Here is a 23,775-nt window from a genome sequence, read left to right as displayed (position 1 = left end):
TTTACAAGCTTGCTGCTATCTGTTCTGCTACGTAAGTCATTTGTTCTTTGGTCAATTCAGCAAACATCGGAATCGATAAAATACGAGATTGATTTTTGTATGAAACCGGGAAGTCAGTTGGTTTATAATTAGATTCACTATAACATGGTAAAAATGGCAATGCCACCGGATAATGTATTGCAGTTTCAATGCCGGCATCTTTTAATTTTTGCTGTAATGCATCTCTGTTATCATGTTTTATTACATACAAATGAAATACATGAGCGTAGTTATCTTTTGTTTTAGGAAGATCAACGTTTACAGCATTAAGTAGAGATGAATAGGATGAAGCGTTAGCAATTCGTTGCTCAGTCCATTTTTGCAGATGTTTCAGTTTAACGCTTAAGATCGCCGCCTGCAAACCATCCAGTCTGCTGTTTCTGCCTTCAATGATATGATTGTGCTTTCCTTTTTGTCCATGATTTGCGATCATTCTTGCTTTTTCCGCAATAGCTGCATTGTTGGTGGCCATTGCTCCGGCATCTCCATATGCTCCCAAATTTTTACCCGGGTAAAAACTAAAGCTGGAGGCATGACCAATTGTTCCGATTTTTTTTCCGTTGATGGTAGCCCCATGTGCTTGTGCACAATCTTCAATTACAACAAGTTTGTATTTGTCGGCAATTTGCATAATAGCTTCCATATCTGCCGGATGACCATATATGTGTACCGGAATGATCGCTTTAGTTTTTGATGTAATTGCTTTCTCGATCAAAGCAGCATCAATTGTAAAATAATCTTCTTCAGTATCTACAAAAACCGGAGAGGCTCCCACAGCCGTTACAGATTCAGATGTTGAAATCCAGGAGTGAGCAGGAACAATCACTTCATCACCTTTGCCAATACCAAAAGATTGTAATAGTATCTCTAATGAGTCTGTACCGTTGGCACAACTCATTACATGATCTATACCTAGATATTCGGCAAAAGCATTCTCAAACTTCTTTACAGCATCACCACCAATGTATGATGAGCTTTTAATTGTACTTGCGATCGCATCATCAATATCATTTTTTATTGTTAGATATTGAGCATACAGATCAACAAAAGGAACTTTATTCATTACTTAATTTAACTTTTTAATTTTTTTGCAGGATTGCCTGCATAAATACCCGGTTCAGTAATATTTTTTGTGACGACTGCACCTGCGCCGACAACAACATTATCGCAAATTGTAATGGGTAGTATTGTAGCATTTGAACCGATTGAAACATTGTTTCCAATAACAGTGGATTTCCATTTTGATTTATCACCTCTTGCCGGGCCTCCACCACTAAACAGGTCATTGATGAACATTACGCCATGTCCTATGAAACAATCATTGCCAACAGTCACCAATTCGCAAATAAAACTATGTGATTGTATTTTTGTGTTATTGCCAATGGTTACATCTTTTTGTATCTCTACAAATGGACCAATAAAGCAATTGCTTCCGATCGAACAGCCATACATATTCAATGGTTCAACGATCTTTACATTTTCGCCAAACTGTACATCAATTATTTTACTTTGAAATCTGATTGGTTCGTTCATATTTTTTGTGCCTTAGAATATATTTTATCAATGATCTCTACTGTCTTCAAACCTTCGAATGCACTGGTAGAAATACTTGCATTATTTTTTAAAACATCTACCACATTCATGTATATTTTATCATGGTTACTCATAGAGCCCTGATAATTTCCATAATTGTTAGCAGTATTTCCTGCAGGAAGATTTTCTATTTTATACCCTTCAATATTCTGATACTCCAGTTCGTTCAAATATTGTCCCCCGATCTTTACAGTACCTTTTTCTCCAAAGATCGTTAGCGATCCTTCCATGTTTTTCCCAAAACTGTTTACAGTATAATTGATGGTACCGATGGCACCATTTTGAAACTTCAATATCACCACTCCGGTATCTTCAAATTCAATGATTCCCTGATGAGCATAATTGGAAGTAAATGCTTCCGCATCTTTAATATCACCGATCATCCAATAAAGTAAATCGATGAAATGGCTAAACTGCGTATATAAAGTTCCGCCATCCATATCCTTTGTTCCTTTCCAGGAATTGTGATAGTAATCTTCATTTCGATTCCAGAAACAACTTAACTGAACACTATATATTTTTCCCAACTTGCCTTCATCAATTATTTTTTTTACCGCTTCTACAGGTGGGTTGAATCTGTTTTGTTTGATCGCAAACAAACGTTTATTTGCTTGTTCAGCTGTTTTTATCATCTCTCCGCAATCACTCACATGAATAGCCATTGGCTTTTCACACAAAACATTATAACCAGCTTTTAAACTTTCTATAGAATGTTGCGCATGTAAACCGTTCGGAGAACAGATGGATACAACCTGAACATCTTTTTCATTTTTAAGAAGCTCCGCAGTATCGTAATAAGCTTTGGCACCGTATTGCTTAGCCATTGCATCTGCTTTTTCTCTAACTACATCGCAAACCGCTACTAGTTTTCCGAATTTGTTGATGTGTTCAGCATGACGTTGTGCGATTCTCCCACAACCTATTATTGCAAAATGTATCATTATTTATTAAATATTTTTCTGAAAGGTTTTAATGCAGGCACTTCATCAAATATTGAATTGCTCATTTCAAAGTTTGAATGCGGTACCTGAGGTGCTTTTAAATAAGCCTGAAATTCTTCGTGAGTGAATCCTAATTTTTTAATTGCGAATTCATAATCGGTTGTAAATAATTCCTGAGGATAGATCGGTTGTTTTAATTCTTCCAACGCTTCTTCTTTTGTTATCTGCCCCGAAAAGATAAGATTTGATAAATGCGCTTTTCTTTTATCAACTTTAAATTTTTCCGGTAAAATATAACCTTGATAAAAACGTGTAAAAACCGATTCATAATGCTTTCCGCCGTAATCACGCCAGTTCAGCTTTTCAATGATCGTTTTCTTAGCTTCACTTTTTTCGTAAGGAATATAATTTAATATTGGCCAAGAAGTAAAAGGTTTGGTTCTAGCAACAACTCTTCTCCTTATTATATTCATTAATGGGTACGACTTCAATTTAAGCGTACCAAATTTTTTCTGAATGTCTTTAAGGTTGGCTGAGTTCTTACATATCCAGGCCGGAGGTAATGTTACTTCTGTAACAACATTTCTTCCATCAATGATATGTTTTATTTTGAACTGTTTACAAAGAATATCTAATGCAGAAAAAATAGCGATATCGGTTACTGCTTCAATATCTATCACATTTGCTTTGAAATATGAACGCTGAATGTCTTTGAATTCATTCCAGTCAATTACATATGTGTATAATTGAAAGCCGCATTTACTTACAATATTTTCGATATTTTGAACCGCCAATTCACTGTTCCATCCATTGTCAAAATGAACGCATAAAACCCTGAGTCCTTGTTGTGCAGCGATATAAGCCAGATATGTACTATCTACTCCGCCACTTACACCAAGAATACAATCATACTCTTTGCCTTTGCCGTCTTCTTTTATTTTTTGAATGATCGCTTTAAACTCTTTCTCGCCCTCTACTCCTTTTTTTACCTGTTCTTTTTCTGCTTTCAGGTATTCATAGTAATAATTACAAATCCCTTTGTCATCAAATTTGATATCGGGGTCTGCAATATTATCCATTACGCTTATGCTGCACTGACGGTAATTCGGATCTTGATTAGATAATACCATTTATTTAAATAATTTTTCTTTTAATTCTTTTTGTGTCGGGTAGCTAATCAGTACTGCCTGATGTGGTCGCTGAAAAACGAACATACTACCAGCAGCTACTGCCGATGCACCGGCTTGTTTCGCTTTGCAAAAGTCCTCAACATTTCCTGCACCACCAATAGCAATTACAGGAATTTTAACTGCTGAAGTTATCTGATGTATAAGATTGGTGTCAAATCCTTTATAAGTGCCATCTGCATCGATATTATTGACCAAAATTTCGCCTGCACCTGCGTTTTCAAGGTCTTTGGCAAATTGTTCAGGTTTTGTACTGATACTATTTCTGCCATTGTCGGTGTAAATTTTATATCCACCAAATAATGCTTTTTTTATATCGATAGATGCTACAACACTTTGGCTACCAACCAAATTAGCCGCTTGTGTTACAAGATTGATATTTGTATGTAAGGCTTTGTTGATGATCACTTTTTCTATGCCATTGAATAGTATCTTTTTTATCTGATCAATTGTAGTAATACCTCCCCCATAAGCCATTGGCATAAAAGCTTCACTGGCAATCTCTTTTATTTGATCAAAATCCGGAGGACGGTTATCTCTTGTTGCATCAATATCGATGACAGCAATTTCATCCACTTCTTTTTCATTGAAGATCTTTACCGCATTGATGGGGTCACCAACATACTTATAGTTTTTAAACTGAACGGATTTGATCAGCCCGCCCTTATGCAATAATAACGATGGTATAACTCTGATTCTCAATTAATAGTTTTTTGAAAAATTCTCCAAAAGTTTCATTCCGAACTTATGACTTTTTTCCGGATGAAATTGTGTACCCAATATATTCCCATGTTCAATACCTGCAGCAAACTTGTATCCATAGTTAGCTTTTACAAGACAGTCATTTTCATTGGCCAGACTTAAATGAAATGAGTGCACAAAATAAAATCTTGGTTCTTCGTACATTCCTTCAAACAATTTCGATTGAGTATAATCGGTCACATCTGTCCAGCCCATATGTGGTATTTTCTGATTGGATTGCAATTTAGATTTGTCAAAAGCAATGGTTTTACCTTTTATCCAACCCAATCCTTTTTCAACTCCTTCCTCACTACCTTCAGTTAATAGTTGTACGCCTAGGCAAATACCCAGGATCGGAATTTTTTCTTCAATAACCCTTTTGTTTAAAATCGGAATTAGACCACTTTGATTTAATTGCTGCATTCCATAATCGAAATGACCTACTCCAGGTAAAATTAATTTTGTTGCAGTAGCAATTTTATCCGGTTCTCCCGTGATCTCTGCTGCAACGTTTAATCGCTTCAGCATATTTTTTATTGAGCCGAGATTGCCTGTATTATAATCGATGATGGTTATCACTATGCTTTCAAATATTTTTTTCGAAATATTTCGAATTTATCTTCACGGATATATCCTCTATATCTGATCTTATTTTCAAAGGGAATACATTTTTCTGTTTCCAGTTCTTTTATTTTTTTTGCCGGCACACCACCTAATATACAGTACCCTTCTTCAAAAGATCTTGTAACAACAGCTCCTGCGCCAACTACTGTCCAGTCTCCTAGCACTACACCCGGCATGATCTTAGCGCCTGCACCAATCCAGCAGTACTTGCCAATTTTTACCGGGGCTAATATATGTTTCCTTGAGTCATATACGTCATGATTGGCAGTAACGATTACAACATTCGGTGCAATTTGAGTATAATCACCAATGGTTAATCCGCCACGTCCGGTAATGTAACAGCCACCCATTGTTCCGGGATAGGCATCTACACCAACAATAATATTTTCAGCATCATAAACTTTACTTGTTGGATGCACAGGCCAGTAAACATTTCTGTTTCCACCAATATTCAGAAATTTTTGAACAAGCCAAAAATTAAAATTCACCGGATTCTGATAATCCTGTGTTTCCCGAATAAACCTGAAATACGGCAACTTAGTGATTGGCACTATTAGTAAGCGTAATGGGTTTCGAAGAAAGTATTTTATTCTTTGCATCAACTGTTCTTAAAAGTGTTCTTTTAAAATTCTATAATTATCAACAGCGAGGTTGAATTTTAACTTTAAGAGCGAACTAATGATCTTTTTAACAAACATTTTTTTTCTCATCGAAATAATCTGCTGAGCATCTTCCTTAGACAAGGGGCAATCTGAATGTCTTAAATAATCGACCCCGAGTTTAGCATATAACGAACTGAATTTTCTTTGATGATTAGATTCCTGATCATCATGTTCTCTGTACCATACAATGCCATGTGGCATCAATACTACAGGAAATTTTTGAGCCAATTTATTCCACATTTCAAAATCACCCACCATTCTGTAATTGGCAAAACCTCCTACTGCATCAAATACATCTTTTTTTATAATGCTTGATAAAGGAGCTTTCGCAAAGATACCCCACTTGTAATAGTGATATCTGTATGTTTCAGCTGGAGACAACTGTATCGGAAACTTTTGGGAAACATCCTGTTCAATTGAACATAGTCCCCAACCTGCATCGGGGAACTGTTCCATCATATTCACGAGTAATTCAAGCCCCCAAGGATAAATAAGATCATCAGCATCTACATACTTTAGATATTTACCTTGAGCATGACTGGCAGCTTTGTTTCTATTAGGATAATCGCCGAGATTCACTTCATTGATAAATAGTTTTACTCTTTGATCTTTTGCTGTGTACTCTTTTACTATTTCTAATGTTTTGTCTTTTGACCCATCATCCGTAATGATGATCTCAAAATTCGCATAGGTTGATGCTAATACACTTTCAATGGCTGCGCCAATGTATTTCTCTCTGTTGTAAGCGGTCATTAAAACGCTGACCAAAGGCTTTTCCGTCATATTTATTATGTTGCCCATTTTTTTGCTGAGGGCACTTTATTGCAATATAAATTATAAGCTTCGTTTACGGCTGCATCTCCATTGTTATATGCCTGCATAAATTCTTTGTATGCTTTTTCTGCAGCGGCATTACTTTTTTGATTGAATCTCAACCAAAATATTTTTTTTGAAATTGATAATTCTTTTAAAGTAAACAACAGTTTAATGATTGATAATTGCTGTTTAAAGGATAAAGCAGGGTTTGTTGGCAATAATTTAAAACTCTTGTAAATACTTAGCCATTCAACCATACATCTTTTAAAAACGAAATCCGGCTCGTCGTGATGGTAATGGTAAACTTTTGAAAAGTCGCTATACACCAAGGCATATCCTTTTTGCAATGCTTTTTTTGCCCAAATAAAATCTTCGCCGAAAGCTGTTTTTTCAAAAGGCATGATGTCCATTATTTCCTTTCTGTAACAGGTCGTAACATCATCTAATGATGCCATTTCCCGTTGACGTGCCGGTTCTAACTGATCAAATTCACCCGGTTTTAATTGCACTCTTTTTATGGATGGATCGCTAATCGGTCTGAACCATCGAAGCGGATTCTTATCCAGATCGTGTGAAACGATTTGTTGCCCGGATACAGCTACAACTTCATCATCAATAAAACCATCCAATAAGGATTGCAACCAATATTCATTTTCAGGTACGGCATCCTGAACAGTTAAAACAACATATTTACCTTTTGCGGCTCTTACGCCAACATTTCTTGTTTCACCATGATTAAATTCATCAGGGCGGATCTGAATAACCTGAACCGGATATTTTTTTAGAATATCGATGGTGCCATCAGTCGACCCTGAATCAACAAAAATTATTTCGGCTTGACTTGCTAAAGTTTGTGCTAATAATTTCTGAACCAAATGTTCAATCCAAAAAGCCGCATCTTTAATAGGGGCAACAACAGAAAGTAACGGAGTCATTAATTTGTCTGATTAAACACTTTATACCAATCAAAAAATTGCTGAAGCCCTTCCTCGATATTAGTTTTAGGATTAAAGCCTATTATTTTTTTAAGACAATCTATATCAGCGTAAGTTTCTACAACGTCTCCATCTTGCATTGGCAACATTTCAATATTTGCTTTTTTGCCAATTACATTTTCTAATGTTTGTACAAAATGAATTAATTCAACAGGTTTGTTGTTTCCTATATTAAATATTGCTATTTGTTTTTCGGTGTTCGTCCAGGCAAAGTTTGATTTCGACAGGTGCTCCAGCAATCCATAGATTCCCGAAACCACATCATCAACATAGGTAAAATCTCTTCTCATTTTTCCATTGTTGTATAATTTGATAGGTTTCCCTTCTATAATATTCTTTGTGAAACTATAATAGGCCATATCAGGTCTGCCCCATGGGCCATAAACAGTAAAAAATCGCAAGCCTGTCATAGGGATATTATACAAGTGTGAATACGAATACGCCATTAATTCATTTGCCTTTTTTGTTGCAGCATATAATGAAACCGGGCTATCTGTTTGATCGGATACGGAGAAAGGTATCTTTGTATTGCTACCATATACAGAACTCGACGAAGCAAAGATCATATGCTTCACCGGAAAATTCCTACAAGCTTCTAAAATATTAATGAAGCCAATAAGATTGCTGTCGATGTATTTATATGGATGATCAATACTGTAACGTACTCCGGCCTGCGCAGCTAAATTGATGACGATATCAAATTTTTCTTCAGCAAATAACTTATCCAATGTTTGCTTATCGCAAATATCTACTTGTTTAAAAGTAAAATTTTCATGTTTTGAAAGGATATTCAGCCTGGAAGTTTTTAAATTGATATCATAATATTCATTCATGCTGTCTATTCCAAAAACGGTAAAGCCATTCTTTAAAAAGAAATTACTTAAATGAAAGCCTATAAAACCAATAGCACCTGTTACTAATATTTTATTGTCCAATTGCATCTATAAATGTGTTAACCCTTTTATTCCAACTCGACTCGGTTAAAAAAAAGTTTTTTGTGGTATGATACTCTGTATTTGTCCCTAATGATTTAGATTTTTCAATCAGGTTTTCAATTTCAGCAATATTATTCCCTATTGATATAAGGTTTGAAAAATCTGTTTTTAAATTATTATGAAATGGAGTTGATACTACAGGAACACCAGCAGCTATATACTCGTATAATTTCATACTATCTACATCTAATGCAGTATGGTGCAGATATAAATTAATTGCTACATCGAAGGTTGGCAGAATTTCAGCGACTTCAGATTCTGTCTTCCTTCCCAGAAAATGTACATTTTTGTAGGCTTTCAATTTCTCCCAGTCAGTGGTCAAATATGGAGTTCCGATAATTACAAAATCCCATGTCTGATTGCGCTGAACTAATTGCTCAAAAAGGTCATAGTCGATCCATTTGGATAAAGTTCCGCAATAGCCAACAGTAAAAGCAGCATTCTTTGATTTTATCTGATTCGTTTTAAATCTGTCGGAAGACACGCCATTTCGTAAACGCACACAATTAGAAAATCCCTTTTCATTAAACCAGTGGATCATTGATAAAGTGGAAGATAAAATATATGTTGCCTTTTCTCCAATCTCGATCAACAGTTTTTCTCTTTCAACTTTGTGTTGAAGGGGTAAATTTGGATCATCGATGATGTTATGATCAGCGTCAAAAATCAATTTACCTTTTAATCCGCTACATTTTGCATCGATATAACCTTTGGGCCAGTAACACCATAATAAGTCGGTTGGATCGTATTTTTTGCATTTTATTCTTATCAATAATGAATTGATCTTTCTGTTAATAAAGGACAAACCGAACTTTTCTGCAATTGATTCAGGCAATACTGAAGCGAATACAATATCCTGAACTTTTGCGTTAGCAGATCTTTTAAAAAAAGAACGAATGAAAGCATACCTGGAAGTTTTTTTTACAACAAAAACTTTGTCGACCTTATCATTTTCAACAAGTGCTTTTAAAATACATGTGTTGCGTCTTATAAAGCCGTTTTTTGAAACATCCTTCCACGAACCGTCAGCACCAAAATAAAATACGGTCATTTATTAGAGACTAACTTCTTTAATTTTACACCTAGTTTTACCAATGTGTTTCCAATAAAAGGAAAGCATATGGTTTTCCATGTTACACTTAATTTCCATCCATCTTTTAATGCAATGCGTATGATATTAAAGCATTCCTTCCAATCTTTAGCATTAATACATAAAGGGTAAGAAAAATCTAACAGATCGCCTCTGAAAGTTTTGCCGGGTACTAATTGTTTTGTCGTATATTCTTTGGTGGCAGGTAAAACAATTTTTATTCCTTTTTGCAGGTCATCTTTTCCTTCACTTGCTCTTTGTTCATAATATTGAAACGAAAGGTTTCTAAAGAACTCATTTTTCCAGCCATGCACCTGTGTTGCTGAATTGCTGCTTAATCTGTGTAAAGACAAGCACCTGTTCAGTACTACTGCTTTGTATTGTTGAATCAACCTTAACCAGGCATCAACATCCTCGCCGGTAATAAATTCTGTTCTATATCCATCTAAATTCCTCATAACATCTGTACGAACCAATACAGTTCCATGAGTGATGGGACAATAAGGTGAGAAGCCTTCTCTAGTGACCATTTTGTATGCTTCCCCCGCATTCCAAAAATCATTTTTCGGCTGTCTGTAGTCCCAGGCAACTTTGCCTCTTTCTGTCATAAATGCAACCTGACAGGCACAGAGAGCAACATCTGTATTCTGCTCTAAAAAATTAAACTCTTCTTCAAGTTTGGTGGGTAAAGAAATGTCATCAGCATCATGCCGCCAGATGTATTTTTTTGTTGCCAATTGTATCCCATTGTTTAAGGTTTTGGCAACACCCTGATTGGCTTGAAAAACGTATCGTATTCTGTTATCGGTATAAGACTTAACTATTGCTTCCGAATTATCTGTAGAACCATCATTAATGATGATCAGTTCGAAATCTTTAAATGTTTGTCCTAAGATCGAGTCAATGGCTTCCTTTAAAAACTTAGAAGCATTATATACAGGCATTATTATAGAGACCATCAAAAATTAAATTACCGGAATTTTTCTTTTAATCGCATCATTGGTTTTTCAACCAAAAAATAAGAAACTGTACAAATGATCAACAAATAAGTGATCATTAAAAATGCTCTGAATACTCCTTGAGAATTATCGAGCCATGCTTCAAATGACGATGATAGATTAAACCTTGCAACTGTTAATGTGCAAAAGCTAACAATTATAAATAAAAATGAATGATAGACATAGATGCCATAACTTATTTTACCAAAATATATAAAGGGTTTAAATCCTGCAATATTTCTTAAAATGGATTTTTTGTCGCTAATGAAATATTTTATCACATATAAAGATGCTAGAGAAAATACAGTAGGAAAAAACAAGTAAAAAAGATATGTCTGTTTAAAGTATAGGAATACTGCCGCTCCAATAAAACTTACTACTGCAAAAACCTTACTATTAATTAATTTGGATAACCTATTGCTTTCATCCTTATATAAATTATAATATGCCAATAACCCTCCAATCGCAAAACAGTCGAAACAGCTTGGTGTAAGTGCAACCATTGATACGTAATAATCGACTGGCTGTAAAAATTGTTCAGCTGCCCAAATACTAATAACTCTGCTTATAATAGCTAACCCGATAAAGGCATATAATGTTTTCAGAATATGCTTTTTGCTAATAAAAAAAATAAGAAAAGGCCATAGCAGATAAAATTGCTCTTCAACAGCTAATGACCAAAATGGGCCGAGCAAACCATCCCAATGTTGTTGAATGTATGTTAATATATTAGAACCGTAAAAAATATACCAATACTTATGATCGATTAACTCCTGGTTCTTTACCAGGTATAAAAAAATTAATATTAAATAATAAATAGGAAAGATCCGCAAAGACCTTCGGATGTAAAAAATTTTAAGTGCTTTTTTTGTACTTGTTTTACCGGCGTCGATTTCTTCTTTTTTTGACAACAAAATGCCGGTAATTAAAAATCCGCTAAGTGTAAAAAATAACGACACCCCTAAACGACCTGTCATAAAAAAATCGCTTACGGGTGTTGCAAACCAGTGTTCCAATATCACCAGAGCTATTGCCAAAAATCTAACAAAATCTAAGTTCTTAAAGTACACGTTTAACTATCTTTCCAGGTTCTGATTATTTTTTGATAGATGTTCAAATGGCTATATATCTTATTCAAGTAATTATCAAAATTGCCTAATTCGTTGGTCAGGTTATATCCTTTTGCTATCAATTCTTTTCGAAGGTCAATATTCTCAAATACGTTCTCCATTTTGCCTGCAAGGTCTTCTTCATTCAATCTGTCGAAAAATAAAGCCGTATCTCCCAATTGATCTGTTGCACCTTCATAATTACCACACAATACCGGGCAACCTAATGACATGGCTTCAATTGGAGGTAAATTGTCGGGGCCGATAATTGCCGGAAAAACCATGGCAATAGCGTTTTGATATAAATATTTCAGTTGTCCCCTATCAACGAAGTCGGCAAATGTAATTTGATCGGTCAATTCCAATTCGCTGATCTTGTTTTTAATATATGTGTAATTGCCTTGATCGCTTCCGGTAAAAACAAAATGATATTTCTTTCCTTTTTTCTTTAAGATCTCTAATGCCTTTAATAATACAATGTGATTTTTTTGTGACCACATTTGCGCCGGATAGAAGAAATATTCAGAAGGCAATTCTTTTCCGGGTGCAACTACATCAGCAACTACCAAATCTTCTATAACAGGAAACGGAATGACCTTAATTAATTCTTCTTCACAATTATAATATTTTATGATCTGCTTTTTCGATTCATTGGTTCCGGTTGCTATCATTGAAGCCCTCGGCAATACATTGGCAAAGAAATTGTCTTTACGCTGAAAATTATTATGCATATAACTTTCTTCAGGTAAGTAGGGATGCCTGCGATGCGCCAGATCCCATACTGTAATTGCAAATGGAATTTTTAAAGCATAATAAGTTGGATGAACGAAATAGAAAAAGTCTATGCCGTATTTATCAACTATATGCTGTATTTTATTATTATAATTATTGTAATATTGAATTTTAGTGTTGTAGTAAGTAAACAATAAGTTTACTTTATTAATTATCTTTTGAACGGGCTGTGGTATCAGGTTCTTTATTCCCACACCATTTATTGTAGTTGCCGGTGTAGGCAAATCATCAATATTAATAAATGTGATATTGGCAGCTACTTCATCATCTTTCCATTGCTTTTTCCCTGAATAAAGAATAAAAATATCATGTTGTTTATCTGCCATTCGCAATAAACTTGTCAGGAAATTTTTTTGAAAAGTATATGATCCTCCTATTTCAGCACCAACAAACTTGAAGTAAAAGCCTATGTTCATTTATTTATCGAGGATGGTTTTAATAACGGTTTGTATCTCTTCATTAGAAAGGCCTAAACCACTTGGTACATAAAAACCATTTCTGGCTAATTTTTCTGCAACAGGATACTTTTCGTTTATAAAAAGTCCCATTTGATTAAATACCGGTTGTTCGTGAATACACCAAAAAAATGGTCTGGTACCAATTTTTGCCTCACTTAGTTTGGCAAGCATTGTTTTACTTGTTTGTTCAGTTTCACCAACCATTCCATATACCCAATAAATATTATCAGCGTACTCAGTTTTTGATAGGGGCAATTGAAATCCCTTCAAATCTTTTAAACCTTCCTGATAAGCATTACCTATTTCTCTTTTTTTGGTGATATGGTGATTGATCTTTTCGAGCTGTGCCAGCCCCAAAGCAGCTTGCAGATTTGTCATTCTATAATTCCATCCGAGTTCATAGTGAATGAACCTGGGTCCGTTCGGTTCAAATGCAAGGTTTCGTAATTTTTTACACTTGTCAGCGATTTTCTGATCGTCACAAACGATCATTCCTCCTTCACCCGTTGTGATGTGTTTGTTTGGGTAAAAGCTAAAAATACTTATATCGCCAAAGCTACCGCACATTTTTCCATTATAGGTTTGTCCGTGCATTTCGGCAGCATCTTCAATCAGCAATAAGTTATGTTTTTTACACAATTCCACAACGGCGTCCATCTCTACCGGTAACCCATATATGTGAACTACCAGAATAGCTTTTGTCTTATCTGTGATCTTCGCTTCTATTTGAGAAACATCCATGTTCCAGGTAACAGGATCACTATCTACCAAAACAGGAACAGCGCCGGCAGTAACAACAGATTGTACCGGTGAAATAATGGTAAATGTTGGCATGATCACTTCATCGCCTTTACCAAGGCCTACAGCTTTGATAGCAATATCCAACGCCGCTGATCCGTTAGAAACTGCAACGCCATGTTTTCTGTTAACATATTTTGAAAATTCACTTTCAAATTTCGTAATGAAAGGGCCCTCACTTGATATCCAACCGGTTTCAATACACTCTGTAAGGTATTTTAACTCATTGCCGGATAATAGCGGCGTATTTACTGGTATTGGTTGACTCATTATTATTTTTTTTGTAACACAAAACAAACACCCCATGTATCTGATCCCGGAGTATTGCCTGTACCAAATTCTTCGCTTTTAATTAAAGTAAAATTAGTAGCTGCTGCCAACAACTCAATTTCGGGAACGCTAAAATGACGCATAGGATGTTTTTCATTATGCACTTCGGCTACGCCTGATTTTTTGTCTTTGATAATGATCTCGTAATTAACATCAACTACGTTTAGATTGTAGTGTATATCAGATTCTGCAATTCTGGTAACTTCAATTTCATCATTACTCATGCGTTTTACTCTTGTTTCAGGCCTTTGTACATACACTGCCGGGGAGTACCACACATCGAAAATAAAAATACCTTCTTTATTCAAATGTCTGTTAACGGCAGTAAAACAAGAAAGCAAATTTTTATTGTCGGTTAAATAACTAAGTACATGAAACAGTGATACAGCTACATCAAATTTTCCATTTAATTCAAAGTCAGTAATATCTGCAACTTTTGGTTCAAAGTTGGATATGTTTTTTTGGGCTGCTAACGAAACCATATCGGCACTACGTTCCAGCCCTGTTACACTATAACCTGATTGGCATAAAATAGCGGCATGGTTTCCGGTACCGCAACCAAGCTCAAGTATTTTTTTTGCCTGAGCATTGTGTTTTTTTATAAGTCCGGCTACATAATCAGACTCATTTTGATAATTTTTGTCCTTATACAACAAGTCGTAGTACTTGCTATATTTTTCGAAATTCTTTTTCATTTATTTTATTATTACAGCATCTTCATTTACAGGTTCAAAGCGAACTTTATCTCGTTCGCCACAATATGGGCCTTGTTTAACTTCAATTATTTCAGCATCTTCCAGCATCTTAAATCCATGACCGCCATCTGCCAACAAAATCACATCGCCGGCATAAAGAATTTCGCTTTGAAAATAATTTTGTGCATTGTCAAAAAAATCTACCCTGACTTTTCCGCTTTTAATGAATAAAACTTCCTGCGTATAATGCACTTCTCGTGGAACCATATTATGTCTGTGCGGAGCAATTACATATCCTTCAGGACGATTCATATAGCCCAATTGCTGAGAATCGTTGTCGTTGGTGAAAAATTCAATGCCGTCTTTTTTATATTGAGCACGAATTATTATTGCATGTGCTTCACCATTATGAATTATTTTTTTTACCATAATTTTATTTAAGCCTCCTCAAGCCAATTTGATTTTAAAACAAGTGCCTTCCAGTTTACATCTCTGCAAAGTTTATAATCATATTTTATTCTTGCCAACCAGTAAAAGCTTTTTGCTCTTCGAAGATGCCAATAATCATTTCCTCTTATTTTTAACCATATACTTTTAGTGTATAAGCTAATCATTTTATAAGACATTGCTATCATTCCATAGAGCAATCTTTTAATACTTGGTTTATAAGCTCTGTAAAATGCATAACTGTGACAATTACCTTCATTCATCATTCTTTTATCAAGATAATCCTGTGTAAGACGCTCTTTTGGTATGATATGGTAAATTACAGACTTTCTGTTTAATGCAAATTTAAAAGCTAACTGCTTAATTTTCATATTTAAACCTGCCTCTCCATCTCCTATCCATTTACCTTCAGTATTTTCCGGATTAAAGCCTCCGGATAAAAAGAATACATCTTTTCTGATCATTTGATGACAACTGAATATACCACAATCGTTATTGTCGATCACAAAATCTACGGATGGGTCATTTAAGCTTAATAGATAGTTGGCACAATGTTTTAAAACCCAACTCGGTGGCGTTTCTTCCCACTTGGGTAGAACAATCCCGGTAGCTACTCCTACTTTTTCATCCCATTCAAAACAAAACAACAATTCTTTAATAATTGCTTTGTCGGCAATCATGTCGTCATCAGTAAAATACAAATATTTGCCATTTGCTTTTTTTGCAGTGGCGTTTCTTGCATAATGAACACCTTGTCTTTCTTCAAAAAGGTAGGTAATATTGTACTCTTTGTTTACTTCAATAAATTCTTTTACAACTTTTGCCGTATTATCTTTCGAGTTATTATCACAAACAAATATTTCGAACTGATCTTTTGGAAAATCAATTTCCGTTAAACTTTTTAATGTTTGTACAATAATTCTTTCTCTGTTATATGCAGGTATAATGATGGAAACTAACATTACTTTAATGATCTTCTTATTTTGTTTATTACCCTTGTTGCGAATCCTTTTTTTGCCGGTTGTTTTAATTTTTGATTTTCTTCATAAAGTGCCCAAACAAGTGGCGGAATAATTTCTTTGTGAATTTGATCTCTTTCTACATATTGCATTGCCTCATTTTTTGAGCTAAATCCTTCTAGATTATAAATGGCAATACAACGAGCTACATATTTACTTGTAGCAGATCCCAATATTATTGAGGCAATAAAAAATTTATGATCAGCAGCAATTTTTAAGCGTTCGTCGTACAAGCCAAACTTGTCAAATAACGACCGTTTAATAAAGCATGATTGATGATTGATATCGTCTTTGATCAAATACTCAAATGACAATTCCTCATCACAACTTTTGTAAACCGTTGTACCATCAGCTGTTAAGTACAATGTATCTCCGTAGATCACATCTTCACTGATGCTTGTTTTTTCAAATATATCTCCCAGCACTGTTGAATCATGTAAACAATCTCCCCCATTCATAAACATAAGATACTCTCCCGTAGCTTTTTGGATACCCTTGTTTATTGCATTGTAGACTCCGTTGTCTTTTTCACTTACCCAATAAGAAAGCTTCTCTTTTATTGTTTCAATATACTCTTTGCTACCATCCGTAGATCCTCCATCAATGATTATATACTCAAAGTTTTTAAAGCTCTGAGCAAATACAGACTGAACGGTTTTCATTAATCCATCAATGTTGTTATAGTTGATGGTAATGATGGAAAGTATGGGGGTAGTTTTCATTTACAATAATCCGTTAGCGTATCAATAATAATTCTTTTTCCTCAACCAATCTTTCATGTAGTGTGTATACTGTTGGGAAGATGCTTTTGTCAGATGAATTCCATCTGAGGTTTCAAAAGCACTACCTGTTGGTAGTGGTATATAGTTGTATTGATTTTCCGGAAAGTATTCTTTAAACAATTTCCTTACAATTAGTTGATATGGCAACGAAGACAAACGTTCATCTATCGGCATTTCAAAAAAAACAACATCTGATCCACTTTTTACCAATGCATTTATTTGCTTCTTGATATTGATAAATTGATTAGAAATAAATGCTGAATCGGGTAGATTCGTAAATTCTTCTTTATGTCTGTTCAATGCATATTTAAAAACGACATCATCATAGTGCGGAAAATAAAATCTCTCCGCAGGTTTTTGAAGAGTGATGGCGCTTTTAAATAACCCGATGGGTTGATACTCGGCTCTGAAAGCAGGTATCTCATTTTTTAATCTTGCATATGGTGAATTGAATAAATCATTAAGCTCTGTTATTACAGGTGCTCGTAATGCAAAATTCATTTCAACTAAAAGTAGCTTGGGTTTATTTTTTCTTTTCTCTAATAAGTAAAAACAATCCTGAATACCACGACCTCTTAATGAAAGATTGTAAAACCCCGGAAGGCTATCGATTGTTATATTGTTAGACAAAGAAGTTCCTACAATACATCTATCATCTTTTGATGAATCATAAAGGAATTTTTCAGCAGTAATTTGATTCATCAACATATACTGTTGCAAAAAACCTGCATTAGAGCTTGGCCTGAATATTGAAATAACAATACCATAAATGCCACAGAACAAAAATGCTACAAGTAAACTCCTTTTGATCATTTAAAACTGGAAATAAATAAAGTCACCGGGTGAACCGCTGTTAAAAATTATCAGAAAAAGTAAAAAGCCATAGACTAAGTGGTCATATTTTTTTAACACATGACTATAGCCAGGCTTTAAAAGATAATAAAAATGATACAGGAATACCGGCAAGGAATACAGAAGTATAAATTGTATCATATCCATATCAATTCCTCTGTACCAGTTACTTTTTATACAATATAAGTATCCGAGTACATTACTAAAATTGGGTAACTTAAATAATAACCAGATCAAGGTTACACATGCAAAGACAAAGAATCCTTTAAAAACTTTAAAGAGTCTATTGTTTATTGTCCCAAAATAGTCAACCAATAATCTTTCAATAGCCAAAAAAATGCCATGGAATGCACCCCAAATAGCATAACTCCATGCAGCTCCATGCCATAAACCTCCTAATATCATTGTGATCATTAAGTGGAGGTAAGTACGAATTTTCCCCTTTCGATTCCCTCCCATTGGGATATATAAATACTCTTTTAAAAAAGAAGATAAAGATATATGCCACCTGCGCCAAAATTCTGAGAACGAAGTTGAAATATAGGGGAAGCTAAAGTTTGGGTTAAAATTATAACCAAACAATTTTGCCAACCCGATTGCAATTAAAGAATAACCGGCAAAATCGGCAAATATCTGACATGAGTAAGCGATCAACAAAAAGATCAACGTTACGGAAGAACGGGATTGAAAGTAAGGAAAATCCATCCAATAGGTAAAGTCCTTCAAATTGTCTGCCACAACAAGTTTTAAAAAATATCCTAGCAAAATATTCCTAAAAGCAGTTTCCCATTGAATGGCTTTTATTTTCTTTTCAGTGATCTGAGGAAGAAAATCATGAGCCTTTAAAATCGGACCTGCAATTAAATGCGGAAAAAAAGAAATGAATAACAATGTTCGTTGGCCATGAGTTACAATAGACTTTGATAATGCATCCTTTTTTTCAAAATACTTTTCTTTAAACACATCAACCACCAAACTTATTCCTTCAAAAGTAAAAAATGAAATACCAATTGGTAATGGGATATTAATAAGGAACTGTCCAACCCCTCCATCGTTACCGAGGAATGTTTTTGCCATTAAGGGCCCATACTTGAAAAAAGACAAGATCAAGAGATTAAAAATAACCCCGGATATGGCAATTAGCTTGCTATATTTCTTGTTTCCATAAAACACATAATAACTAGTAAGTATATTAATTAAAGCCGAAAAAAGCAACAGTAAAAGCAGTTTCGGATTCTGGTAAGCATAAAACACCAAGCTTGCTGCTATTAATATCTGCACCTGCGTCTTTTTTAGGAACGGCAAGTAGTACAGAATAAATGTAACAAAAAGTAATATTAAAAATATCGTACTGTTAAATAACATATTTGAGAAGCGACATGAACTAAATAACTTTTATCTATTCTGTGCTATTGATTTTTTTACAACTGAAAAAAATGTATCGAATACCCTTTCACAATTTTTAGCATCAACATGAAGATTGAACATTTCTTTGATTGCTTGATAGCCTTTAGGTAAAAAGGTTCTATTCTGCAAATAAAAATTGATACGGTTAAATAAGGCGTCCTGATCAAAACACTGCTCTCCTGAAGAGATCGTTGTATAATTATAGGACAGTTTTTGTGTTGATGAATACGCATCAAAATCCGGCGTATAAAACAATATGGGGCGATTAGTAACGAAATAATCTAAAATTATGCTTGAATAGTCACTGACCAACATATCAGCATTCCCCATTATTTCGTAGTTCTCAAATTCTGCTACAAGATCTTTAAAGTCATCCAGGATTAAAAACCTTGATCCTAAATCGACATCAAACTTATTTCGAAGATGTGGTTTGATAACAAAATAGGCATTCTCTTTTTCAAGCAGCTTGTTAAATGCAATCAATGCATCGTTATTTTCAAGAAAGATACCGGTAGCATTATTTCTATTAAAGGCTGAAGAGTTAAAGCCTCCTCTATAGGTAGGCATATAGAGAATGATATAACTGTTCTTATCGAGACCAAGGTATTCTTTCAAATTCTTTTTGGTAAACAATCCATCATTCTTCGGTTGACCTGTTAGTAATACTTTATCCTTGGGTAATCCCATTGCATTTGAAAGAACCTGTTGACTATCGGGGTTAGTTGCAATAATATAATCCTGTTTAACATCTGCACCAACAAATCCAATATGTTTAATGGGCATTCCATGCCATAAATTCACATAAAGCATTTTGGGATTTAACCGTTTTGTGAACGGCTCCTCCAGATCTGAAAAGAAAAAGCAATCTGCCATTGTTGAAATGAAATATTTTTTTCTGAGTGTGTCTGTTAAAAAAACAGGCATTCCTCTTTTTTTCATTTCATTGTACAGACTCTTATTTTCTGTAACCCAAATAGCTTTAACTGATTTGCGTTTAACAACAGATGCGTATTCATATAAATACTTTGGATTATCTGAGTAAACTTTAGCTTCCCAAGATGTAAAAATCCATATCTGTTTACCGGTAAAAAAGGTATATCCCTTTTTCAGAAGTTTAATGCAGTAAAGAAAAAAACGAAGGCGAAAAGACATGAAACTACTTATCTCTGAGATTTTGTAAGGTTGTATTAATAATCGTTGAAGAAGTTCCTTTGGTGTAAGGGAAATAAATAATTCTTACCCCTACATCATTGAACTGTTTATCTAAATCTTGCCATTTAGGCGTATTGAACCAATCATCTCCAACAAACATTACATCATACTTAAGCTTCTGCCACATCTTAAATTTATCCATATCTTCTTGTGCTACTACCGCATCAACAAAACTAATGCTTTGTACGATCTCTACTCTTTCAAGGAAAGGGATAACCGGCTGCTTATGTTTATATGCAACCAATTCATCTGTTGAGACGCCAACAATTAGTTTGTCGCACATCTTTTTTGCATTTCGCAATAAGTTAAGGTGTCCGATATGAAACAGATCAAAAACACCGCTTGTATAACCGATAGTCATATTTTAAGAATTGAAAAGAGTTTTTAAATTAAAGTCAAACCATACATCAAAATTTGCATCTTGAGTTGATTCAGGCATATATTCGGCGAAAACATTTTTAAGATTTACGGGGAAGCCTACTTTTTTACGATTAACAACTTCATCAGGAAGTATATCGCTGAAAATACGTTTCAAAGGATCCTTCACTATTCCGTTTTTCATTTTATAATCGAACGGAACTCCACTCATTCGCTCAATTAGTCTGTAGTCAACAAAGGGCTCCCTTCCTTCGATACTAGCTAACATACTTGAGTGATCTAAACGCTTTAATAAATTTTGCAAATGTGCTGTCTGAAAAAAAGAAGCTACAATATCTATTGCATTCGTATATCTGGATGTGTATGGAGATAAAACATCTTCCAATATTTCATCGTCTTGATGTTTCCCATAGCTATAGAACTGATCAAACCCTCTAAGATCCCATTTGTTTTCATTGGCCCATCTGAAAATACGATCATAGCCGAAGAACAATTCATCTGCTCCTTCTCCACAAAGAATAACTGTATTGAATTCTTTTACTGCAAGAGACATTTTATAAATCAAAACCTCATTAGGTACACAAAGCGGTTCTTTGCGTTTTTGGATCATAAATTTAGCAATCTCCAAAAACTCTTTATTACTGATTGGAATTTCTCTGTGTTTACTATGTATTTTTTCGCTAACGATCCTTGCGTATTCAAACTCATTGTTATCTTCAAACCCTATTGTCCAAGTATCCGGTTTATGCGCTAATGTAGCAACAATGCTACTGTCTAACCCTCCACTCAAGAAACTTCCGACACTCACGTCAGATATCAATCGATAACGGATAGACGATTCAACGAGCTCTTTAAGCTCTTCATCTGTCGGTGGTTCTTTTGGAGAAAAATCTACATCCCAATATTTACTTATTTTTCCGTTCTTTGAAAAGCTGGCAGATGGGAATTGAGATATCTTTTTATATATAGTTCTGTTATTATAAAACCCTCTTAATTTTTTGTATTGTCTGATCGCTATTTCGTCCGGTTCTGCACTATCCGTTAGTGAAAGTATTGATGATACTTCGCTACTGAAAATAAGCAGATCATTTTCATGATAATAAAACAATGGCTTTACTCCTAGTCTATCTCTAGCCGCAAAAATATCATGCGTTATTGTATTGTAAATAATAAAGGCAAACATACCGTTTAATTCATTCAACATTGCTTCGCCTTTAAGCAGATAAAGCTCAATTAATAATTCTGTATCAGATGATGTTCTTAAATGAATATTATGCTTGATAGCTAGCTCCCGATAGTTATAAATCTCTCCATTGAAAATGATACAACTTGTTTTTGTGGAATCATAAAATGGCTGATTGCTCTCATCACTTAGGTCAAGTATCTTAAGGCGTTTTTGCCCGAAATATCTTTCATTATCTACATGGTAGCCTGTAGCATCGGGGCCACGGTGATGCATACATTCTAAAGCAGTAGAAAAATTGTTCTTATTTATTTTTTTGCCTTGAGCAAAAAGAATTCCGCACATAATTATTTGTTTTCCCAGTTTAACAATGTTCCAATTACAACATCTCTTCTAGCCTTACTCCAGGTAGCTGCGTATGACCCGGCATCAATGACTTCAAAATCAGGACCGGTGGATGTTTCAAGTATCAATTCTAGATTAGGTATACCTACTGCAAATGTTACACGATAATGATTAGGCGCAAGTATTCCTTTTGGTATTCTAACCACATATGTGTATTCGCCTTTTTTTCTGATATTGGTGTCCCTTGGAATATCAATGTCGGAAGACGATAAGACATGAACGCCATTCAGAGCCCACAAATGAACAACACATTGAATGCTTTCCAATTGCAATGGCAATTCATAAGATACCAATATTTCTATGTCTTCATCCATTTTGAAAGAAGCGACATCTGATTTTTTTACAACCTCTAATCGGTTCAAATGAAATTTTGCAGTCTTCACAGGCTCAAATTCAACTTTAGTTTCCATGAAGAGTTTTTGATAGGTCACCAAAGCGTCTTCTATTTGTCCGTTGAACATTAGATTGCCATAATGTAATACCATTCCTTTTGTACAAAGACTTTGTATACTTCCAAGATTATGACTTACAAATAATATTGTTCTTCCTTCACCTTTACTCACCTCTCCCATTTTTCCCAAACATTTCTTTTGAAATTCTGCATCGCCTACAGCCAGCACCTCATCTACAATTAATATTTCACTCTCGAGATGTGCAGCAACGGCAAAGGCTAAACGAACATACATACCACTACTATATCTTTTTACAGGGGTATCTATATATCTTTCAACGCCACTGAAGTCAACAATCTGATCAAGTTTTCTTTCGATTTCTTTTTTTCTCATCCCTAGAATGGCGCCGTTCAAAAAGATATTCTCTCTGCCGGTCAATTCCGGATGAAAACCTGTACCAACTTCAAGCAAACTTGCTATACGGCCTTTTGCTTTTATTGATCCTGTTGTTGGACTTGTAACTCTGCTTAACAGTTTTAATAAAGTACTTTTTCCTGCTCCGTTTCGGCCGATAATACCTACGGCATCACCTTTTTCAATTTCAAAATTAATGTCTTTCAGGCTCCATACATATTCACTCACACCTTTTTTTGCTCTATTATTTTCCTCCCCGATCTTTAAATATGGATCTTCTTTACCTCTGATGCTATGCCACCACCGATTAAGATCATGATTCAGCGAACCTGTGCCGACCTGTCCTAATCGGTATTGTTTTGAAACATCTTCGACTTTTATTACAACAGACATACTTTCTTTTCGTTTATAAATTAATTAT

At 34.7% G+C, this 23,775-nt stretch carries 25 protein-coding genes; all 25 read right to left on the bottom strand.

Features of this window, described 5'->3' with window-relative positions:
* Position 1: 1 nt before the first annotated feature.
* Positions 2–1,102, bottom strand: a complete 1,101-nt coding sequence (locus ACQ33O_RS10010; RefSeq protein ID WP_430995439.1) for a DegT/DnrJ/EryC1/StrS family aminotransferase — start codon at positions 1,100–1,102, stop codon at positions 2–4.
* 8 nt (positions 1,103–1,110) lie between these two features.
* Complete coding sequence (locus ACQ33O_RS10005) at positions 1,111–1,572, bottom strand: acyltransferase (RefSeq protein WP_430995438.1); 462 nt, start codon at positions 1,570–1,572, stop codon at positions 1,111–1,113.
* Complete coding sequence (locus ACQ33O_RS10000) at positions 1,569–2,573, bottom strand: Gfo/Idh/MocA family protein (protein WP_430995437.1); 1,005 nt, start codon at positions 2,571–2,573, stop codon at positions 1,569–1,571. The genes ACQ33O_RS10005 and ACQ33O_RS10000 overlap by 4 nt, the downstream gene beginning before the upstream one ends.
* Positions 2,573–3,703, bottom strand: a complete 1,131-nt coding sequence (locus tag ACQ33O_RS09995; RefSeq protein ID WP_430995436.1) for an N-acetyl sugar amidotransferase — start codon at positions 3,701–3,703, stop codon at positions 2,573–2,575. Before ACQ33O_RS09995 ends, ACQ33O_RS10000 begins: the two co-directional genes overlap by 1 nt.
* On the bottom strand, positions 3,704–4,462 hold the full coding sequence (locus tag ACQ33O_RS09990) for an AglZ/HisF2 family acetamidino modification protein (protein WP_430995435.1): 759 nt from the start codon (positions 4,460–4,462) through the stop codon (positions 3,704–3,706).
* The gene (hisH, locus tag ACQ33O_RS09985; protein ID WP_430995434.1) at positions 4,463–5,080 is read right to left on the bottom strand and encodes an imidazole glycerol phosphate synthase subunit HisH; all 618 of its coding nucleotides are present in this window, start codon (positions 5,078–5,080) and stop codon (positions 4,463–4,465) included. It abuts the gene before it with no gap.
* Complete coding sequence (locus tag ACQ33O_RS09980) at positions 5,080–5,724, bottom strand: acyltransferase (RefSeq protein WP_430995433.1); 645 nt, start codon at positions 5,722–5,724, stop codon at positions 5,080–5,082. The genes hisH and ACQ33O_RS09980 overlap by 1 nt, the downstream gene beginning before the upstream one ends.
* Positions 5,725–5,733: 9 nt before the next feature.
* The gene (locus ACQ33O_RS09975) at positions 5,734–6,570 is read right to left on the bottom strand and encodes a glycosyltransferase family 2 protein (protein ID WP_430995432.1); all 837 of its coding nucleotides are present in this window, start codon (positions 6,568–6,570) and stop codon (positions 5,734–5,736) included.
* Positions 6,571–6,575: 5 nt separating this feature from the next.
* Positions 6,576–7,538 carry a glycosyltransferase family 2 protein gene (locus tag ACQ33O_RS09970; protein ID WP_430995431.1) on the bottom strand — a complete coding sequence of 321 codons (963 nt, stop codon included), beginning with the start codon at positions 7,536–7,538 and terminating at the stop codon, positions 6,576–6,578.
* Entirely contained in the window at positions 7,538–8,539 is a 1,002-nt protein-coding gene (locus ACQ33O_RS09965) for a GDP-mannose 4,6-dehydratase (RefSeq protein WP_430995430.1), read from the bottom strand. The genes ACQ33O_RS09970 and ACQ33O_RS09965 overlap by 1 nt, the downstream gene beginning before the upstream one ends.
* Positions 8,523–9,644, bottom strand: coding sequence for a glycosyltransferase (locus tag ACQ33O_RS09960; RefSeq protein WP_430995429.1), 1,122 nt, complete (start codon positions 9,642–9,644; stop codon positions 8,523–8,525). Before ACQ33O_RS09960 ends, ACQ33O_RS09965 begins: the two co-directional genes overlap by 17 nt.
* A complete protein-coding gene (locus ACQ33O_RS09955; RefSeq protein WP_430995428.1) occupies positions 9,641–10,642 on the bottom strand; it encodes a glycosyltransferase family 2 protein in 1,002 nt (333 codons plus the stop codon). The genes ACQ33O_RS09960 and ACQ33O_RS09955 overlap by 4 nt, the downstream gene beginning before the upstream one ends.
* A gap of 11 nt (positions 10,643–10,653) precedes the next feature.
* Complete coding sequence (locus ACQ33O_RS09950) at positions 10,654–11,751, bottom strand: acyltransferase family protein (RefSeq protein WP_430995427.1); 1,098 nt, start codon at positions 11,749–11,751, stop codon at positions 10,654–10,656.
* Between the two features lie 2 nt (positions 11,752–11,753).
* Entirely contained in the window at positions 11,754–12,998 is a 1,245-nt protein-coding gene (locus tag ACQ33O_RS09945) for a glycosyltransferase family 4 protein (protein WP_430995426.1), read from the bottom strand.
* A complete protein-coding gene (locus ACQ33O_RS09940) occupies positions 12,999–14,108 on the bottom strand; it encodes a DegT/DnrJ/EryC1/StrS family aminotransferase (protein WP_430995425.1) in 1,110 nt (369 codons plus the stop codon).
* A 2-nt stretch (positions 14,109–14,110) separates the two neighbouring features.
* Positions 14,111–14,863 (bottom strand): class I SAM-dependent DNA methyltransferase, encoded by a 753-nt coding sequence (locus ACQ33O_RS09935; RefSeq protein WP_430995424.1) that lies wholly within the window; start codon positions 14,861–14,863, stop codon positions 14,111–14,113.
* Positions 14,864–15,292 (bottom strand): hypothetical protein, encoded by a 429-nt coding sequence (locus ACQ33O_RS09930; RefSeq protein WP_430995423.1) that lies wholly within the window; start codon positions 15,290–15,292, stop codon positions 14,864–14,866.
* Positions 15,293–15,300: 8 nt separating this feature from the next.
* Positions 15,301–16,272: a glycosyltransferase gene (locus tag ACQ33O_RS09925; protein ID WP_430995422.1), complete on the bottom strand. Its 972-nt coding sequence runs from the start codon at positions 16,270–16,272 to the stop codon at positions 15,301–15,303.
* Positions 16,272–17,051, bottom strand: coding sequence for a glycosyltransferase family 2 protein (locus tag ACQ33O_RS09920; RefSeq protein ID WP_430995421.1), 780 nt, complete (start codon positions 17,049–17,051; stop codon positions 16,272–16,274). The genes ACQ33O_RS09925 and ACQ33O_RS09920 overlap by 1 nt, the downstream gene beginning before the upstream one ends.
* 21 nt (positions 17,052–17,072) lie before the next feature.
* Positions 17,073–17,924, bottom strand: coding sequence for a hypothetical protein (locus ACQ33O_RS09915; RefSeq protein ID WP_430995420.1), 852 nt, complete (start codon positions 17,922–17,924; stop codon positions 17,073–17,075).
* On the bottom strand, positions 17,925–19,040 hold the full coding sequence (locus tag ACQ33O_RS09910; RefSeq protein ID WP_430995419.1) for an MBOAT family O-acyltransferase: 1,116 nt from the start codon (positions 19,038–19,040) through the stop codon (positions 17,925–17,927).
* 318 nt (positions 19,041–19,358) lie between these two features.
* Positions 19,359–20,522, bottom strand: a complete 1,164-nt coding sequence (locus ACQ33O_RS09905) for a CDP-glycerol glycerophosphotransferase family protein (protein ID WP_430995418.1) — start codon at positions 20,520–20,522, stop codon at positions 19,359–19,361.
* A gap of 4 nt (positions 20,523–20,526) precedes the next feature.
* A complete protein-coding gene (locus tag ACQ33O_RS09900) occupies positions 20,527–20,943 on the bottom strand; it encodes an adenylyltransferase/cytidyltransferase family protein (RefSeq protein WP_430995417.1) in 417 nt (138 codons plus the stop codon).
* 3 nt (positions 20,944–20,946) lie between these two features.
* On the bottom strand, positions 20,947–22,488 hold the full coding sequence (gene asnB / locus ACQ33O_RS09895; RefSeq protein WP_430995416.1) for an asparagine synthase (glutamine-hydrolyzing): 1,542 nt from the start codon (positions 22,486–22,488) through the stop codon (positions 20,947–20,949).
* Between the two features lie 2 nt (positions 22,489–22,490).
* Positions 22,491–23,747 (bottom strand): ABC transporter ATP-binding protein, encoded by a 1,257-nt coding sequence (locus ACQ33O_RS09890; RefSeq protein WP_430995415.1) that lies wholly within the window; start codon positions 23,745–23,747, stop codon positions 22,491–22,493.
* Positions 23,748–23,775 lie beyond the last annotated feature (28 nt).

The sequence above is a fragment of the Ferruginibacter sp. SUN002 genome, assembly GCF_050611725.1.
Lineage (GTDB): Bacteria > Bacteroidota > Bacteroidia > Chitinophagales > Chitinophagaceae > Ferruginibacter.
The sequence above is the reverse complement of the archived record's forward strand: the minus strand, read 5'-3'. Positions and strand labels throughout refer to the sequence as shown.